Annotated in this window: 15 protein-coding genes; 9 read left to right on the top strand and 6 right to left on the bottom strand. The window is 49.2% G+C overall.

From position 1 onward, the window contains the following. Positions 1-464 precede the first annotated feature (464 nt). The 5 genes from HNR77_RS04145 to HNR77_RS04165 all read left to right on the top strand — a co-directional run bounded on the left by HNR77_RS04145 (position 465) and on the right by HNR77_RS04165 (position 7,463). Positions 465-1,880: a cytochrome ubiquinol oxidase subunit I gene (locus HNR77_RS04145; protein WP_184181007.1), complete on the top strand. Its 1,416-nt coding sequence runs from the start codon at positions 465-467 to the stop codon at positions 1,878-1,880. Further along, on the top strand, positions 1,825-2,880 hold the full coding sequence (gene cydB, locus HNR77_RS04150) for a cytochrome d ubiquinol oxidase subunit II (RefSeq protein ID WP_260410285.1): 1,056 nt from the start codon (positions 1,825-1,827) through the stop codon (positions 2,878-2,880). The genes HNR77_RS04145 and cydB overlap by 56 nt, the downstream gene beginning before the upstream one ends. A gap of 1 nt (position 2,881) precedes the next feature. Continuing rightward, on the top strand, positions 2,882-4,936 hold the full coding sequence (locus tag HNR77_RS04155) for an ABC transporter ATP-binding protein/permease (RefSeq protein WP_184181009.1): 2,055 nt from the start codon (positions 2,882-2,884) through the stop codon (positions 4,934-4,936). A gap of 1 nt (position 4,937) precedes the next feature. After that, the gene (locus HNR77_RS04160; protein ID WP_184181011.1) at positions 4,938-6,956 is read left to right on the top strand and encodes an amino acid ABC transporter ATP-binding/permease protein; all 2,019 of its coding nucleotides are present in this window, start codon (positions 4,938-4,940) and stop codon (positions 6,954-6,956) included. A gap of 162 nt (positions 6,957-7,118) precedes the next feature. After that, the gene (locus tag HNR77_RS04165) at positions 7,119-7,463 is read left to right on the top strand and encodes a hypothetical protein (RefSeq protein ID WP_184181012.1); all 345 of its coding nucleotides are present in this window, start codon (positions 7,119-7,121) and stop codon (positions 7,461-7,463) included. Between the two features lie 553 nt (positions 7,464-8,016). On the opposite strand, the gene HNR77_RS04170 is transcribed toward HNR77_RS04165, so the two are convergent. Continuing rightward, on the bottom strand, positions 8,017-9,039 hold the full coding sequence (locus HNR77_RS04170; protein WP_184181014.1) for a LacI family DNA-binding transcriptional regulator: 1,023 nt from the start codon (positions 9,037-9,039) through the stop codon (positions 8,017-8,019). Between the two features lie 504 nt (positions 9,040-9,543). Between HNR77_RS04170 and HNR77_RS04175 the strand changes: the two genes are divergently transcribed. The 3 genes from HNR77_RS04175 (at position 9,544) to HNR77_RS04185 (ending at position 12,835) form a co-directional block, all read left to right on the top strand. Continuing rightward, positions 9,544-10,887: an ABC transporter substrate-binding protein gene (locus tag HNR77_RS04175; RefSeq protein WP_184181016.1), complete on the top strand. Its 1,344-nt coding sequence runs from the start codon at positions 9,544-9,546 to the stop codon at positions 10,885-10,887. A 236-nt stretch (positions 10,888-11,123) separates the two neighbouring features. Beyond that, the gene (locus HNR77_RS04180) at positions 11,124-12,017 is read left to right on the top strand and encodes a carbohydrate ABC transporter permease (protein ID WP_184181303.1); all 894 of its coding nucleotides are present in this window, start codon (positions 11,124-11,126) and stop codon (positions 12,015-12,017) included. Further along, complete coding sequence (locus HNR77_RS04185) at positions 12,017-12,835, top strand: carbohydrate ABC transporter permease (RefSeq protein ID WP_184181018.1); 819 nt, start codon at positions 12,017-12,019, stop codon at positions 12,833-12,835. The genes HNR77_RS04180 and HNR77_RS04185 overlap by 1 nt, the downstream gene beginning before the upstream one ends. A gap of 166 nt (positions 12,836-13,001) precedes the next feature. Here HNR77_RS04185 and HNR77_RS04190 read toward each other — a convergent pair whose 3' ends face one another. The 3 genes from HNR77_RS04190 to HNR77_RS04200 all read right to left on the bottom strand — a co-directional run bounded on the left by HNR77_RS04190 (position 13,002) and on the right by HNR77_RS04200 (position 15,225). After that, complete coding sequence (locus HNR77_RS04190) at positions 13,002-13,961, bottom strand: MraY family glycosyltransferase (protein ID WP_111270670.1); 960 nt, start codon at positions 13,959-13,961, stop codon at positions 13,002-13,004. A gap of 116 nt (positions 13,962-14,077) precedes the next feature. Further along, positions 14,078-14,914, bottom strand: coding sequence for a hypothetical protein (locus HNR77_RS04195; protein ID WP_184181020.1), 837 nt, complete (start codon positions 14,912-14,914; stop codon positions 14,078-14,080). Continuing rightward, complete coding sequence (locus HNR77_RS04200; protein ID WP_184181022.1) at positions 14,914-15,225, bottom strand: ArsR/SmtB family transcription factor; 312 nt, start codon at positions 15,223-15,225, stop codon at positions 14,914-14,916. Before HNR77_RS04200 ends, HNR77_RS04195 begins: the two co-directional genes overlap by 1 nt. Positions 15,226-15,427: 202 nt before the next feature. On the opposite strand from HNR77_RS04200, the gene HNR77_RS04205 reads away from it, so the two are divergent. Next, entirely contained in the window at positions 15,428-15,964 is a 537-nt protein-coding gene (locus tag HNR77_RS04205) for a hypothetical protein (RefSeq protein ID WP_260410286.1), read from the top strand. Positions 15,965-16,679: 715 nt separating this feature from the next. Here HNR77_RS04205 and HNR77_RS04210 read toward each other — a convergent pair. Continuing rightward, positions 16,680-17,507, bottom strand: coding sequence for a carbohydrate ABC transporter permease (locus HNR77_RS04210; protein WP_184181024.1), 828 nt, complete (start codon positions 17,505-17,507; stop codon positions 16,680-16,682). Positions 17,508-17,528: 21 nt separating this feature from the next. Beyond that, positions 17,529-18,479 (bottom strand): carbohydrate ABC transporter permease, encoded by a 951-nt coding sequence (locus HNR77_RS04215; RefSeq protein WP_397366087.1) that lies wholly within the window; start codon positions 18,477-18,479, stop codon positions 17,529-17,531. Positions 18,480-18,665: the final 186 nt, after the last annotated feature.

The raw sequence follows: 18,665 nt of genomic DNA on the forward strand, positions 1-18,665 counted from the left end.
TGTGTGAACTGCCTGACACTAACATATGGGGATTCCGCTCCAAACATGAACATCTTCCAATAATACTCGCGTCGTACAGCCTTTAATGTGGGATACACAAACTAACAAAGTGGCGGCATACAACCATTAAGGTGACGATATACAACGATTAAATTGGCAACATACAACGATTAAAGTGACGATTTACAACCATTAAGGCATGTGATAGACAAACCAAGGATGCAGCTGACACAGCAGAACAAGCGACAGGAACCGCCAAACAATAGGCTTAATTTTATCTATTGTGTGACCAAGGTCACTTTTTTTCGCAGGGGAGGTGGGTATTGTGATAATTCTCACATGTGAGTTATGCGTAATCTGGCACAATACGTTCATCAACGTATTTGGAGAACAGACAGCGAAGATGAACGCTTCAACGCCACTTACGTATCTTGCTAAAGCGAACAGAAAGAAGGGGTAAAGGTATGGATCCGATTATGCTATCGCGTATCCAGTACGCACTTACAACGATTTTCCACTTTTTCTTCGTACCGCTGTCCATCGGCCTTGTGCTGCTGGTTGCGATTATGGAGACGTTGTATGTTGCCAAGGGGAAGGAAATCTACAAAACGATGGCCAAGTTCTGGGGCAAGCTGTTCCTGATCAACTTTGCCGTCGGCGTAGTCACCGGTATTTTACAAGAATTTCAGTTTGGCATGAACTGGTCGGAGTATTCCCGGTTTGTCGGCGACGTCTTCGGTGCGCCACTGGCGATTGAAGCGTTGCTTGCGTTTTTTATGGAATCTACATTTATCGGTTTATGGATATTCGGCTGGGACCGTTTGTCCAAAAAAGTCCATCTGGCTTGTATCTGGCTTGTATTCACCGGTACATTCCTGTCGGCGCTGTGGATTCTCGCAGCCAACTCGTTTATGCAGCATCCCGTCGGCTTCACGCTGAATAATGGACGGGCTGAGATGAATGACTTCTTTGCATTAATTATGAATGGTCAGCTTCTCGTCGAATTCCCGCACACGATCTTCGGTGCTCTCATGACAGGAGCCTTTGTGGTAACGGGCATCAGTGCCTACAAGCTGATGAAAAAACAAGATGTGGAAGTGTTCCGCAGATCCTTCAATATTGCGATTATTATCGGTCTCGTTTCCTCGCTGGGTGTGGCTTTCTCAGGGCACTTCCAGGCGCAGTATCTGGTGGAAACACAGCCGATGAAGATGGCTGCAAGTGAAGGCACATGGACAACAACGGAGGACCCGGCACCATGGACGGTTATTGCCTCCATTGATACGAAGAATCAAGAGAATTCAGGGGAGATCAAAATCCCTGGACTGCTCAGCTACCTGTCCTACAGCAAATTCTCGGGCAGTGTCAAAGGCATGAAGGAACTGAATGCCGAGTATCAGCAGACGTATGGACCGGGAGATTATATTCCACCTGTACGTACAACGTTCTGGAGCTTCCGTGTCATGATCGCTGCGGGTGGATTGATGATTCTGCTGGCGGTGTATGGAACGTACCTGGCTTGGCGCAAAAAGCTGGAAGTAGCCAAACCATGGTTTATGCGTTTAATGGTATTTGCTATCTCATTGCCGTTTATCGCCAATACAGCAGGCTGGATTATGACGGAGGTCGGCAGACAGCCATGGACGGTATTTGGATTTATGACGACCGAAGCTGGCGTATCACCTAACGTATCCGCAGGAATGATTTTATTCTCTACGATTGCCTTCACAGCGGCGTATAGCGTTCTTGGGGCCGTGATGGTGTATCTGTTTGTACGCAAAATCAAAGCAGGACCGTATGCCGTTGATAAGTCGGAAGAGCATGATGAGTCTGCCGATCCGTTTGGCATGGATGGGGGGTATTCCGTTGTTACTAAGTGAGCTGTGGTTTGTACTGATTGCCGTGTTGTTTATCGGATTTTTCTTTCTTGAAGGTTTCGACTTCGGCGTAGGCATGTCTACCGGACTGATTGCCAAAACCGATCGTGAACGCCGTACGCTGATCAACTCCATTGGTCCATTCTGGGACGGCAATGAGGTTTGGTTGCTTACCGCGGGCGGGGCGATGTTTGCGGCTTTCCCGCATTGGTACGCAACGCTGTTCAGCGGGTTCTATCTGCCGCTTGTTGTTGTACTGCTGTTGCTCATCGGGCGCGGGGTTGCCTTCGAGTTCCGCAGTAAAATGAAACAGCAGCGCTGGCGCAAAACATGGGACATCATCATTCTGGTGGCCAGCGCGCTGCTGCCATTCCTGTTCGGAGTGGTTTTTGCAACCATGATGAAAGGTCTGCCAATTGACGAGCAGATGCAGATGCATGCCGGATTCCTGGACATTGTCAATCCTTACAGCGTCATAGGCGGCTTGAGTGTAACGCTGCTGTGCCTGGTTCACGGGCTGTTATTTGCTTCCCTGCGTACTGTCGGCGAGCTTAGAGAACGGGCGCTGCATCTCGCACAGAAGTTAATGATTCCGCTGGCTGTAGTTCTGGTCCTGTATGCGGTATTAACCTATGTGATGACCGATGTGTTCGCTGTTCGCGGCTGGGCGCTCTGGATTATGGTGGTGCTTGGTGCGGTTGCGTTCGCTCTTGCTGCGTACTTCATTCGCCAGAAGCGTGAAGGCCTGGCTTTCGGTATGACAGGTGCAGTCATTGCGATTGCCTTTGCATCAGTATTTATCGGACTGTTTCCGAGAGTCATCGTGAGCTCGCTTGGTTCGGCTTTTGACCTGACCGTATATAATGCGGCATCCGGTGCTTATTCGTTGAAAGTAATGACCATTGTTGCCTGCACCCTGCTGCCGTTTGTGCTTGGATATCAGATCTGGAGCTATTATATTTTCCGCAAACGTCTGAACGAACAGCACCACCTGGAGTACTGACATGGGACGCGGGCTGATGAAGCTGCCGGGCATCCGGCCGGTACTCGCGCTGGCCTCTGCGCTGGTGCTGCTGCAGGCGATGACCATTATTATGCAGGCCAAATGGCTGGCACAGGCCATTACGGCATTGTTTGAAGGTGCTCCTGTCTCATCGCAGGTTCCTGTGCTGCTGCTGTTCCTGGCTGCTTTTGCCGCCCGCTACGCCCTGTCATTCTGGCTGCAGCTTGTCACCACACGATATGCGGAGAGAACGGGAACGGACCTGCGCAGACAGATGACGGAACAGTGGTTTCGGTTCGGTCCGCGTTACGCCAAAACCGAAGGCACAGGACATCTGGTGACGCTGGCGCGTGAGGGGATTGCTCAGTACAAAACGTATCTGGAGCTGTTCATACCGCGTATGCTGGGCACGGGATTTACACCTGTAATCATCCTGTTATACGTGTTCAAACTGGACACTATGTCCGGTATCATTTTGATGCTGACGCTGCCGATTCTGATTGTGTTTATGATTCTAATTGGGCTTGCGACCCAGCGCAAAATAGACGGACAGTTCAAATCCTACAAAGCGTTGGCAAATCATTTTGTAGATACGCTTCGCGGGCTGGAAACGCTCAAGACACTCGGACAAAGCAAGACGCATGAAAGCTCCATTATGCGGGTGAGTCAGCGGTATCGCAAAGCAACGATGTCTACCCTTCGGATGGCGTTTTTGTCCTCATTTGCGCTCGATTTCTTCACCATGCTGTCCGTTGCTTCGGTAGCTGTGGGTCTCGGGCTGCGTCTGACGGAAGGGAATATGCTGCTTGGCCCCGCCCTGACGGTGCTGATTCTGGCGCCGGAATATTTCCTGCCTGTACGTATGCTGGGTGCGGATTATCATGCGACACTGGATGGCAAGGAAGCCGGGGAAGCAATCAATAAAGTGATAGAGCGGGGCAAGGCTGCAGAGCAGCGTCAGATGGAAGCCTATGCAGGTGTAGTGCATCATGGGGATGAACTGGAGAGAGGTGGGGCAGGTGATAGAGTGTCTGATCATCTATCGTCCGCCATACTTCATACCCCCTCCACAACACGTACATTGGATAAATCAGAAACAACAACAGAAAAGTCAGATACATCAGATAAACCAAACACCGCAAGCACACCAGATACGCCAGAGACAAAGGCTCCTGCTGCTTCACGACTGCGTGTTGTCTTTAATCGGGATAAACATGAGATGAAGCTGTCTGCCACTTCTTCCGATCATGGTGTGCATGGTGCATCTCCAGCCTCCTTGTGTTCTGCCGATTCTTCGGTATCGATGTCCTCGTGGGGAGAGTGCAGCCGATTAGCGCTGACAGATATTCAGGTTCAACATGAAGCCGAGGGACCTTATTCTCTTCGGGATGTGACATTTCAACTGACGGGCCTAGGCAAAATCGGGATCATTGGCGCCAGCGGAGCCGGAAAATCAACATTGATTGATGTACTCGCAGGTTTCCAGATTCCAACAGCCGGGCAAGTGCTGGTTAATGGTCGGCACCTTACCCCGGAACTGCTCAATGCCTGGCGAAGCCAGACGGCGGCTATTCCGCAGCATCCTTATATATTCAGCGGCTCCATTGCAGATAACATTCGTTTCTACTTGCCGGAGGCATCCGATGCCGAGGTAGCCCAGGCTGCTCAGGCAGCAGGACTGACGAAGCTGTTATCATCGCTGCCAGGCGGTCTGCATGAAGAGATTGGGGCGGGGGGCAGACAGCTCAGCGGCGGCCAGGAGCAGCGTGTTGCGCTGGCAAGAGCTTTGCTCAGTGAACGCAGTGTGCTCCTGCTTGACGAACCTACAGCGCATCTGGACGTGGAGACCGAATATGAGCTGAAGCAGACCATGCTGCCGCTGTTTGAAGGAAAGCTTGTTTTTCTGGCGACACATCGTCTGCACTGGATGCCGCATATGGATCGCATTATCGTCATGGAGGGCGGCACAGTGGCGGAGATGGGCACACATCAGGAACTGCTGGCAAGACGCGGGGCATATTATCACATGATTCAGGCGCAGATGGAGGCGATATGAGATGAAATCCGGATATTCAAGAGTGGAGACAGAACAGAGTGAGCAACCAACGAACAGCTGGATCGCTCCGTACACAGCGCAGTACCGCTGGAGATTTATAGGTGCAATTGCACTGGGCACATGCGCGGCACTCTGTGCGGTGATGCTGCTGTTCACCTCTGGATATCTGATCTCGAAGTCTGCGCTGCGTCCTGAAAACATACTGATGGTGTACGTTCCTATTGTAGGCGTACGTGCCTTTGGGATTTTCCGGGCAGTGTTCCGCTATGTCGAACGGCTGGCGGGACATGATGCGGTCCTGCGTGTACTTGCGGATCAGCGGGTGAAGCTGTACCGCATTTTGGAGCCGCAGGCCTTGTTCTTGCGCTCACGCATGCAGACCGGTGATGTGCTTGGCGCACTCGCCGATGACGTGGAGCGTCTGCAGGATATTTATCTGCGCACCGTATTTCCGGCGGTGACTGCGCTTGTAATCTATGGTGCGGCTGTGCTTGCTTTTGGCAGTGTTGATCCGATGTTTGCCGTATGCATGGCGCTATATATGTTATTTATCGCGGCGGTACTGCCTGCAATATCCCTGAAATTAACCTGGAGATGGCGTGTGCAGCTGAAGAGAGAAAACAGCAAGCTGTACACACGTCTCACCGATGGTGTGCTTGGGCTTGGAGACTGGATTGCCAGTGGCAGAGCGGCAGTGTTTGTACAGTGGCAGGAAGAGGATGAGGAGCATGCGGACCAGATTCGCCGCAGATTGCGGCGCTGGAATCGGTGGCGTGATTTTATTGCACAGTTTGTCATCGGGCTAATGGTGGTTTCGGTAACCTTGTGGGCAGGACAGGCGGCCTCTGCTGCCCAGCTGCCTGCGGTCATGATTGCTGCCTTCGTACTGGTGCTGTTTCCGCTAACGGAATCACTGCTGCCTGTAGGCGACGCGCTCGGGCATATGCCGGATTACCGTGAATCACTGGAGCGGTTAAACAGGCTGGAAGGACAAGAGGGAACGGGTACGGATACGGTTGGAAAAAAAGATATAGATAATAGAAACAAGGATACAGACAAAAATAGAAACCAGGATCGAAGCAAGGATAGTGGAGGTTATAACGAGCAGGATAAGGAGCTGCAGCAAGATTCTCGGGAACCCAGTTTGAATACGGGGCAGCATTCCAGTTCGATCCGTGGGTACGGGAATGACAGCAATGCTGCTGCGGACGGACGAATTCGGCTGCGAATCCCGCCCAAGCTTCGTGCGGATATTGCCATTGAGCAGGTGAGCTATCGGTATGCCCCAGAAGGGGAATATGCTCTTCAGGACATTTCCTTGCATTTGCCTCAGGGCAAACGGCTCGCAATCCTTGGTCGCAGCGGTGGCGGCAAATCAACCCTGCTGAAGCTGATCCAGGGTGCGCTGTCGCCGTCATCAGGACAAGTATTGATTAATGATCTGCCTGTCGAGATGCTGGGCGAGAGTGTAACCGAGGTTGTAGCGGTGCTGAATCAAAGTCCGCATCTCTTCGACACCACTGTTGCGAACAATCTGCGGATTGGAAGGCCGGATGCAACGGATGAGGAGATTCGGCAGGTGGCTGCACAGGTCGGCCTGGCTGGTCTGATTGAATCGTTACCGCAGTCTTATCATACCCCGATGCTGGAGACAGGACTGCGCTTCTCCGGCGGAGAGCGTCAGCGGATTGCACTGGCCCGGGTGCTGCTGCGGAAGACACCGGTTGTTATTTTTGACGAGCCGACCGTGGGGCTGGACCCTGTGACAGAACGTGAACTGATGCGCACGATGCTGGACAGCCTGCAAGGCAAAACGTTGATCTGGGTCACCCACCACCTGATTGGGGCAGAGAAGATGGACGAAATTGTATTTATGGAAAATGGAAAGATCGTCATGCAGGGTTCTCACGAACAGCTGCTGGCTCGGGAAGAGCGTTACCGTCGGCTCATTGAGCTGGACCGCCCCGGTTGGCTAGAGCGGCAGCATGAGACACCGCTGCCACCTGCGGCTTCCAAATAGTCGGCCTGCCGGAGACGTTCGGCATTGGATGCAGGATGAAGGGCAGGGGAGGTACAGTTGAAGTTGCGGGGTTATTCTCTGGAATTGATTCTCGGGAAATTCATGTGATTCCATCTGACCTCATTGTATGTTTGAGGATGTACCCTGGCTCTTTGTGGGCACATGTCCATAAGTATCAATAGAGCAGAAGGCTATAATCCAAAAAGACGAAGCGGGACAATCCTGCTTCGCCTCTTTGGGCTTTTTGGTGTGCTGTTATTTGTTACTGTTGTGGCTGTAGAAGTAGAAGTAGCTGTTCATGGTGTCATTGTAGTTGTAAGTGTAAGTGTAGATGTGGTTGTTCGCGGCATTGTTCGTGGTGTAGTTGTTGAAGAGAGTGCAACTATAGCTGTAATCATAACTGTAACTATATTTGTTGCGATTTCGGGTTTCGGTGGTGCTACTGCTACCGCCGCCGCCGCTGTCATCGCAGCCATCGCCGTAGTTGCTGCTGTCTCTGATCCGTAACTGCTGTTACTACCGCTGATTCCGTTACTAACTGTGGTGTAGTAGGTTCGCTTTTTGGCTGCCCGATTGCTCTACCGTTGCTGGGTCTCAAAGCTGCAGAAAAATGTGGCGTAAAATATTGCTAACGATCTCAGGTGACGCTATTCGGCTCATTTCAGGTCATTTCAAAAGCTAACGATTCTGAGAAACGCTATTATCGTCTTTTTGCCCGAAAATCACCCTGAATTATGCATTTTGGGGGAAATAGCGTCGCTGGGAATCGTTAGAATTTTCGTGATGCCTAAATCGGGCAAATAAGCTTTCTGGGGATCGTTAGGACCACGCACTGGTTCAACTTTTGCTATATTGAGCCATCCATTTATTTATCAAATCTCGGTGTTTTATTCAATGTCCTCCATCTAATCATCTGTTCTCGCGTAACCCAAGGTTCTCCTCCAACTCACCGTTAATGTGCACATGGGGGCTTGTAGCCAACCGCTCACTAACTCATTCACCCACTCCCTAACACACTCACCGAGCAACCTCAGGCACAGCACGCCCTGCATACAAGCATTTACTGACCCGTGGGCAAGGTGCCGCAAGAGCGGCGTAGCACAAGCTCGGGTTCTACTTTAATGCAGCGATTATCCATCTGCTTGTTCATCAGATCGAACAGGATCATGGCAGCCAGCCGTCCGATTTTGTCTGTGTCCTGTTTTACAGTGGTTAGCGGCGGATCACTGTAACGGCAAGCTTCAATGTCGTCACATCCAGCAACCGCGATGTCCTCTGGTATACGCAGTCCCGCCTCCTTAAAGGCGCGAATAGCACCGAAGGCAAGCAGGTCAGTGGCTGCGAATACAGCACGTGGCAATACCTCAGCCGATAATAGCTGTTTAGCTGCCTCGTAACCATCTGTAGCGGCATAATCCTTGCTGTACACAAGCCATTCGGGCCGCTCTTCGAGACTAAACTGCTTTAGTGATTGTTTAAAGGCTTGTTCCCGCTGCTGCATCACAATGGAGGCACGCTGGAGTCCGATAAATCCAAGATCCCGATACCCGTTCATATAGAACTGCTCCACCACTTTGGTCGATATTTTTTCGTTATCGGACATGATGTAACAGGAGTTTTGTCCAGTCAGCTCAATATCAATCCCGATACATGGAATCGGGCTGGCATCAAGGTCGGATACACTGCTCTCCACCTCGTCCCCCGCAATAATAATGCAGCCATCCACTTGAAAATATTTGGATCTTGCCAAATAGTCCTCACCCTGCTCGAGAAACTTTTCATTGGAAAAGAAGAGCAGATCGTATCCTAACAGCCCGATCTGCTTTTTGAAGGCATTAATGACCTCTACAAAGAACGGGTGACTGAAATCCACATTCAGTTTCCCTGCAAACACCACACCTACCAGATGAGATTTCTTGGTCGCAAGTGTTTTGGCGGAAGAGGAGGGGCGGTAGCCGGTTTCTTCCATAATTTTGAGCACACGCTGGCGTGTCTCATCGCCAATATCAGGGTAGTTGTTAATGATTTTGGATACCGTTGCAACAGACACGCCGGCTAAACGAGCTATCGTTTTAATATTCATATCATCCCTCAAATTCTAAACTAGTTTCGTAGATTGTGGCTGTGTCTCCATACGCATTCCTGCCAACATTCTATGTCACAACCAACAGAGAGTCAATAAAGTAAAGGGTTGACGGAGATGAATTATGCTCTGTATAGAGCTGTTTTATACATTCAATTCTCAAAACTGCGAAAATAAAGCGGTGTTTTAGTAAATCCATAATCTCTGTTGAGATCTCTAGCATTCTTTTTCAGATAAGAAAGAGAGAGAATTGCATCATGAATTCCCTTGGATATTTATGTATTTCGTAAAAATGGTTTTGTCAACATCGGATTTTAAGTCCTGAAACCCTTGATTTGGCGCGGTTTTACTCTAATATATTGAAAAAAAGTAAATAAACTATTTACAAATTTATCTGGCGAAGTCATAATGAGGGTGTGTTTAACGAAACTGATTTCGTAAATTCGGAAAATTATTGTATTCATGAATTTGTAATTCAATCTTGAATGGTTGGGGGAAAGTGGTATGAAAAGAAAAATGTTAATGATTTCACTTGTAACCGTTTTATTGCTTGTGCTTGCTGCATGCAACAGCAATTCTACGGATTCGGATGGGAAGGCGTCTACAGATAGCGGCAAAAAAGTGACGTTAAAAATCATTCACTGGCAGCAAGAAAATATCAACAATTACATCAAACAGTTCAATGCCAAATTCGAAGAGAAATACCCCGATGTGAAGGTGGAGTATACAACTGTTCCGGCGGATGCTACGTATGATCAGCTGATGCAAACGCGGATGAACGCAGGTAGTACAGGCGATGTAGATATCATTCCGCTGAAATCCAGCTTTGTGGGTGCTCCGCAAGACTGGTCCAAGGGTGCGGCTGATCCGATGTGGAAGCAATGGATTGATGCTGGGCTGATTAGTGACTTGTCGGATCAGGCATTTATCAAAAATTATAATGAGGTCGATGTGCAAAATGCGATGACGTACAACGACAAAGTGTACGGTGTCAACATGGGTAAAGTGGCATTTACGGGATTGTTCTACAATAAAGACCTTTTTGCAAAATACAATCTGCAGGTGCCAACAACGTGGGATGAACTGCAAAACGTCATCAAAGTGTTCAAGGATAATGGCGTAGAAGCGCTGGGCTTTGCAGGTAAAGATGTTTGGCCGATTGGTCTTGCGGTGCAAGGACTTCAAGCCTCCATACATGACGACCAGCTCAGCTACATCAAAGGTCTGTGGACGGGTCAAACCAAGCTGACTGATCCGGTACAGATCGAAGTGCTGCAGAAGGCTCAAACGTTGATGAACAGTGCAATGCCTGGTTTCATGGGGATTGACTATGGTACCTTGCCAAGTTTGTTTGCGACAGGCAAGGTGGCGATGATTGCGGATGGTACATGGGATGCAACGACGATTCAAGCAGCTAACCCGGATTTGAAGTTTGGTTATTTCCCGATTCCGGGCAGCAACGATGCGGCAAAGAACAAAGACTTGGCTGGTAAATACGATATGACCTGGATGGTTGTAGATAAATCACCGAACAAGGATTATGCATTGAAATGGCTTGAAATGTTGTCGGAGAAAGATAATTATACGGACTTTGTCAATGCTGCCGGATTCCTTCCGACACAGCCTGATGTGCAGATTACGAGCGAATTTATTAAAGATATCCAGCCATATCTCGAAAACTTCAAACTTTCATGGGATCAGCTGTTTATTAACCGTCAGAACGTAGGGCAGTATATCGCGGAGTCCAGTGTGCATGCAGAGATGCTCAAACCAGCTGGCCCAATCGCAACACCAGAGGAACTGGCAAGCAAATCACAAGCGGATTGGGATGCAGCAGCTCCGAAATAATAGCAAATCTGTGATCAGCCTTTGAAGATTTAGCCAGGCGATCTATCTAGCTGTTCATACAGCTTACGATGATCAAAAATTCAGTCTTTCTTAAATAACATGAAGTCCTGCTTCCTTGATGCAAGCTATAACATAAACCGGAATAGCGCTTGGGGTAAGAGCCTTCAGGCCAGCCTCGATCAAGCAAAGCTGTTATTCCGGTTTTTTAGTTTTACCCGATGAAAGGTGTGAGGAAGATGTATCCGTTTGGAAAAGGGAAGGCAAGGCTGATTCCTTATCTGTATCTGAGCATTCCACTGCTGCTTTATGTCGTATTCGGCTTTGGCCCTTCTCTCGTAACCGTGCTGTTTTCGTTTACGGATGCGACAGGTGTGCGGGGGCAGGCATGGAGCTTTGTTGGCTTGGAAAATTATAAAACCTTCTTTGGTGCCTCTAATGCAGGAGATCGTCTTGATGCCATCGGGCGATCCTTATATTTTGCGTTTGCGGTAGTCATCATCCAGAACGCAGTAGGTCTGTTTATGGCAATCCTGATTAACAAAAAGCTGCGAGGCGACAAGCTGTATCGTGCAGTATTCTTTTTGCCTGTCGTGCTGGGAGTAACAGTGTCTGGACTGATCTGGCAGCTCGTAGCGAATCCGCTCGGCGGGCCGGCGCAGTCGATTCTGAATTTCTTTGGCACCAGCTCCAACTTTTTCGGAGATTACAACATTGCCTTTGAGCTGATTATTTTCGTACAAATCTGGATGTACATGGGCTATTCCATGACGATCTTTCTTGCGGGTCTGCAAACGATCCCGACTGATCTGTACGAGGCGGGATATATGGACGGTGCATCGGGATGGAAGGCCTTCACCAACATTACGTTCCCGATGATTGCTCCTTCTTTTACCGTGAATATGCTGTTGTCCATTATCGGCGCACTACAAACCTTTGACATTATCTACGTCCTCACAGGCGGCAAGTTTAATACAACAACACTGGCGTTTGATGTTTATGCAACAGCGTTTGGCACGGGCACAGCGGATTATGGTCTGGCTTCTGCGGTAGCGATGATACAGTTCCTGTTTGTGTTTACCATCTCTATGGTTGCCTTGTTCTATCTTCGCAAAAGAGAGGTGGAGGTGTAATGAAGCAGAGCAGAATGTCGAGAACAATCAGCTACATCATTGTGCTGCTGATGCTTGCGTTATACGTCTTCCCTCTGTTCTATCTGTTTAATGTGTCGATGAAAACACAGACAGAGTATTTGCTGAATCCCGTAGCACTTACGGAAGGCATTCGGCTGGAGAACTTTGCTGAAGCGTGGACGAAGGGCAGCTTCTCGCAGTATATGTGGAACAGTGTGCTCTATACAGGCATGTCTACACTGTTGACGTTGATTTTATCCGTATTTGCAGCATTTCCGCTTGCGCGCAGATATGTGAAGTTCAGTACACTGATCTATATTTTCTTTCTGATCTCGATGTATTTGCCGAATCCGCTGATTCCGCAGTTCTCATTGATCAATCAACTGGGTCTGTATAATACCCAAACGGGATATATTTTGCTGAAAACAACCGGTACGGGCATTGCGTTTCTGATGTTTGTCGGATATATCAAATCGGTATCACGCGAGCTGGATGAAGCGGCTGCTATGGACGGATGCGGGTACACAAGGTATCTGTTCACCATCCTCGTTCCGTTGATGAAGCCGATTCTGGCTACGGGAATTATTTTGACAGCGATCGGGGTATGGAACGATATTATCGGGCCGACGATCTATTTGTCTGATCCGAATTACCAGCCAGTAACGAAAGGGCTGTTCACTTTCTATGGGCAGTATATGAATAACTGGCCGCTGCTGGCGTGCGGCATCCTTATTGTTACGCTGCCGCTGGTGGTGCTGTACGTTGCATTGCAGCGCTTCATCGTTGGCGGGGCAATGGCTGGTGCAGTTAAATCGTAGGTTCTGGCAAAAGTTAAACGGTTCGAAAAAATTACACATACCCATAGCAAAGGTAGAGCAGGTATTAAGCAAGAAAGCCACCCTCATTGGACATGAAGGTGGCTTTTGGTATTTCTATTTGTTTCATACGAGCAAGTATTTACCGCTTGGTGGAACAAGCTTTTTTTTACATATCCACTAACAACAAAATAATGGAGGACAGGCACAGACAGGTGCTGACCAGATAAAGCACGGCTACGACCTGTTTGTGGTTCAAACCGGCACGTAGCAGGCGATAATGAGCCTGACTTGCATCGGCCTGGTAGATCGCTTTGCCTTGCAGGAAACGTTTGATCACAACGAAAATATTATCGAAGATCGGTACGCCGAGCGCCAGAATCGGAATGAAAATGGACAGCATCGTCGCTTGCTTGAATGCACCGTCAAGTGCGATCACCGCCAGGATAAAGCCAAGGAACGTAGCACCTGCGTCGCCCATAAATACTTTGGCAGGAGCCTTGTTGTATTTTAGATAACCCAGTGTTACCCCGACCAGTGTGATGGACATGAGTGCAGAATCAGTCTGTCCCTTCGTTATGGCTACAATAAACAGCGTAATTGCCGAGATTGCAGATAAGCCACCAGCCAGTCCATCCATGCCGTCCGAGAAGTTAATTACGGTCGTTACACCGAATATCCACAGGATCGTCAGAATGAATTGCAACCAGATCGGCAGCAGTACATATTCCGCATTGAATGGATTTACGAAGCCGGTAAACGCAATGCCAGAAGCGAATACGAGCACTGCAGCAGAGACCTGAATAATCATTTTAGGAAGAGCGGGAAAATCTTTACCTTTGGTTTTGTACCAGTCATCAATCGTACCGATCGTCAGAAGAAGCATGCCGCCTGCGACCAGTGCAGCCGTTTCCCAAGTCAGTTCTTTTGTCAGAGCAATGTATGTCAGGAAAAATCCGGTAAATATCGCGTAGCTAGCGGTCAGTGGTATCGGCTGCCTGTGCAGCTTGCGCTCCACATCTTCCCGGGGCTTGTCTACAAAATCCAACCTGTGCGCCAGTCGGCCCAGCGGCGGAATCAGCAGAACCACGACAGCAAAAGACAATATGAAAGCCAGTATGTATATCATAAACTCGCTTGGTTCACTCCCATCATCCCATTTCCTCCTATTATACGAGTTTACCTCGAAATCTGTCGATGTCAGTATTGTAACCAAACTGTTGAGGAGCAGGCTCCGGTCGGTGTTCAGTCACTAGTTTGTGGCAGATAGGGACCAAAATATTCAAGCACGTTTCTGGCATGATAACCATCATCCCCTTGCCAGATTGCCGCGAAAACAAAGTCATGCGAACCACCTTTGCGATTCCTCGGTGTATCTCCTGGAACCAGAATGCCGGCGGCAGCCCAGATTTCCAGCAGAGCATCGCGCTCCTGTTTACTGGAGGGCAGACAATCCTTCCACTTTTTCTCCAGAGAGCGGGCACTATCTTTCGGGTCTCCCGTCTGTGCAGCCTCCAGCAGCTGTGCAAGTATCGCTTGATCTTCCGCAGTCACTTCGAATGGGGAAACGTTATAGCTATTACTGTCGCTGCGCTCCTGAAGCAGTAGTTCGAGATCCATCAGGCAGTAAAGCAGCCAGCCGTGACGCACACCGCCCCATTTGAAGCGTTCAAAATTCAGCACATTCAGGTAGGCATCAACATAATTTTCATCTGATTGGATACGGAGAAAGTTGCAGTCTCCGCAGGCGCTTGTGTTGGCATGTAGAGCCGGACGTTCGCCGAAGGTATGTAAAGGCATATTTCTGGTCAAAGCCCAGCTGCTTAATGCGCTGCGCAAGTGAACTTTTTTGGTGGACAGACTGTGGAGAAACGCGGTGATCACTTGTTCCTTGAGTGCAGGTTCCTGATGCATGCTGTGCAGGCGCTGCACAATCTCGTCATGAGTGATGGTAATCGGATCGAACATAACACCTTTGCTTTTGGCATATTCAAATTCCTCGCCAGAGAAAGGGCCGCAGGGTGACTTCCAGCCGCTTTTCCAGAAGGTGTTCATTAAAATTTTGACTGCTTTTTTGTCCATTAGTCCAAACCTCCTGTTTGCAGAATCATATCGATCAGACCTGGAAAACGTGTGTTGAGTTCATCCTTTCTGAGTGAATAAAAATGGTGTTTGCCTTCAATTCGCGGCTGGATAATGCCAGCTTCACGTAGCAGTTTGATGTGATGGGACAACGTTGATTTGGAGATATGATCGACTTCAAAAGCCGAGCAGTTTTTCTCGCCCGAGCTCGCCAGACAATGCGCAATCTTCATACGTACCGGGTCACCCAGTGCATTGCAGACCTTGGTCAGACTCATCTCCGAAGCAGTAGGTATTTTTAAAGTTCTCATATTATAGACGGTAGCACATTCGGCATTGTCTTTCAATGTTCGAATAATTTCGAATTGTATATTGCGATTCGGTGTAAAGGTGTGATACAGTTCTTTTCGTGATATTTAGTTCGAAATTATTCAAAATGAAGCGCGGTATATTTTTACACGATGAGATGTGCCGTTGTAAGACAGACAGCATGAAATAACAGGAGGCAATACAATGAAAGATACAGCTACAGCAACAACAGGAAACCGCAATCATACCAACGTTCGGAGCAACACCAATACTACAAACACTACAAACGCTGAAAGCTCGGAAGCGAACATCACAAATCGTGCTGCGAACGCCGCCACCAACACACCCTTAGAAACAGCAGCAATTACGATGTTAAACAACTATTTCCGTTTATTTGATGCTTCCCGCACAGACGAACGGGCGATGCAGGACCTGCTGTCCCTGTTTACGCCGGATGCCGAGATTGTACTGAATGGCAGCAGCCGCAACGGATTCGAGGGATTTATGAAGGCTTTCTATGAGTACAACAAGGATATCAAACATATGTGGGATGCCTGGGTGCTTCAGCCAGACGGCAGCTATCAGACCAACTGGGCGGTATGCGGACAAGCGGCAGATGGCACAGTGTATGCGAAGGCGGGCATCGATATCGCACGTGTGAACGAGGAAGGACAGATCGTGTATCTGGAGAACGTACAGGCAGACGAGAACGCATTCAGCAAATATAAGAACGAGCGCTAGAGGCACACTGAATGGGGGTTTTGTGAAAAAAATGCCCGAATGAAACAGGCCCTTCCCATCTCTGATATGGGAAGGGCCTTCATTAATAGAGCAAGATTCAGCGCCGTGCCGGATCAGCACTGCTGCTGCGGAACTTCCCGAAGCACTGGGTATAACCAGTGCTAGGTAGTACCGCCGCGCTGTGCTAGATGTTCCGGCTATGGCTGATAGTTCCTGTTGCGCTGTGCATTCAGGCCATGCTGGGTAGTTACTGCTGTGCTGTGGATTGCCCCTTACTGGGCATTACCGTTCCGCAGGCCATTGCTGCCGCCCGCTGCTTCAGTTGCGTTGTTTACGGATGCTCACCTACCTACCTACCTACCTACCTGCACTGCCTGCTGTCTGTAACTTCGATGGGTAAAACGGCATGAGTTGGTAAATCCGCGTAGTCCGGAGTGGATGCGGCAGATGATACCCAAACTCTAACGATCCCCAGCGACGCTATTTAGCGAAAAAAGCAAGCTTGCAGATTCTAACGATCTCAGGAGACGCTATTTACCTGAAAAGCCTCTTTTTATGCTGCTTTTAGCCTGAAAAGTCACAAATAAGGCTTCTGGTGATCGTTAGATTTCAAAGTTGTGCTAAATCCCTCAAATAAGGTTTGTGGGATTCGTTAGCGTGTCGATAGCGTTGATAAAACTGCAACACCATGTCGGCACTAACTTCTTCAGCTCACTTAATCCTTCACCGCTCCAGCAGCAATGTCCGAGATGAACTGGCGGCTGATGAACAGGAACATAATAATGAGTGGAATGACAGCGAGCAATGTGCCTGCAATAACCATGGCATAGTCTGTGTTATAGAGCCCGTTTAATTGAGACAACGCAATCTGGAGCGTATACTTGCGTGCATCTGTCAGTACGATCAGCGGCCACAGGTAGTCGTTCCATACTCCAATGAAGGTGAATGCGCCGAGAAAAGCAAAGGCAGGCCGCAGAATCGGCAAGGCTACATTCCAATACAATCGGAAGAAATTACATCCGTCGATTCGCCCGGCATCCAGCAGGTCGCTCGGAATGGATTCCGTCGCATACTGGCGAATCCAGAAGATGCCGAAGGCGTTAACCATGCCCGGAATGATAAGGGCTTTGAAGGAACCCACCCACCCGAACGTGGCCATCAGCACGAAGGAAGGCACCAGCGACAGCTGGGAAGGCACCATCATGGTGGCGAGCAGCAGGACGAAGAGCCATTTTTTACCCGGAAAATCGAACTTCGCAAATGCAAACCCCGCCAGTGAATCGAAAAACAACACCAGAAGGGTCACGACACCTGACACAAACAACGTATTCAGAAAGGCTCCCCAGAAATCAATCTGCTGCAGCACCCGTGTAATATTGTTCCACAGTTCACCACCGAACCAGAGCTGGGGCGGAAACTTGTAGATATCGGATGTGGTCCGCGTAGACATAACAATCAGCCAGTAGAACGGGAACATGGATATGAGCATGCCACCGATCAGGCCGGTATACAGCACCAGCGACTTGAGATGTTTGGACGCCATGAGCGCTCCCCCCTTGTCACATCAGGATGATTTGCCTTGAACAAGCTTCCAGTTCACGATCGAGAACAGGGCAATGATCAGGAACATGCCCCATCCAACAGCAGCACCGTAGCCAAAGTAATTGTTAATGAAGGATTCGCGGTACAAGTACAGCACAATCGTCATACCTGCCGCTCCGGCTCCGCCGTCATTGCCCACCAGCACCTGCGGTTCAGTGAACAGCTGCATGCCGCCAATCGTGGAGGTGATGACCGTGAACAGGATGACCGGACGCAGCATAGGAATCGTAATACGAAAGAAGGACTGCACCGCAGATGCGCCGTCGATACGGGCCGCTTCATACAAAGTTTGCGGGATGCTCTGCAATCCGGCCAGATAGATGATGGCGTTATATCCCGTCCAGCGCCACACGACCATAGAAGATATGGCCACCTTTATACCCCATGGTGCATTCAGCCACTCGACCACCGGAAGGCCGACCGATTGCAGCAGATAGTTCAGAAAGCCGTAATTGCTAGCGAAAAGCGCACCAAAGATGATTGCCACCGCCACAATAGATGTGACGTTCGGTAGAAAGTAACCGACCCGGAATAATGTGCGAAACTTGATGAAAGGCGCATGCAGCAAGAATGCAATAATGAGTGCAAAAAAGAGCATCGGAATGGTCGAATAAATCCAGATCATAAAAGTGTTGCCCACCGCTTGCCAGAATTCGGCGTCTGTGAGCATGTATTTGAAATTGTTCAAGCCGTTATAGGTCATTACGCCGATGCCATCCCATTTGTGGAAGGCCAGATACAGCGAGAAAGCAATGGGAAACAGTCCGAACACAGCGAACAGAATATAAAAAGGCGAGATAGCGGCATAAAGCGCACGATGCTCCCATATGCGGGCCCAGAGTGATTTTTGCCGATCCAGATCGGGCTGGAATGGGCCGGAATCCGGCGACATGCGAGGTTCGGTGACAGCCATATCAATTCCTCCTTTGCGGATAACGAAAGCACATCAAACGAAACGAAACGGAGCGAAACGAAAGCTGGTAGAACCGACAAAACCCGGTAGAACCAGCGAAACCCTGTGAAAGCACGAAATTCAGTAAACCAGCCAAACCAGTCGAACCAGTAGAAGCTGCGAAATCCAATCAAGACCAAACGACCC

Source organism: Paenibacillus sp. JGP012 (assembly GCF_014203995.1).
Lineage (GTDB): Bacteria > Bacillota > Bacilli > Paenibacillales > Paenibacillaceae > Paenibacillus > Paenibacillus silvae.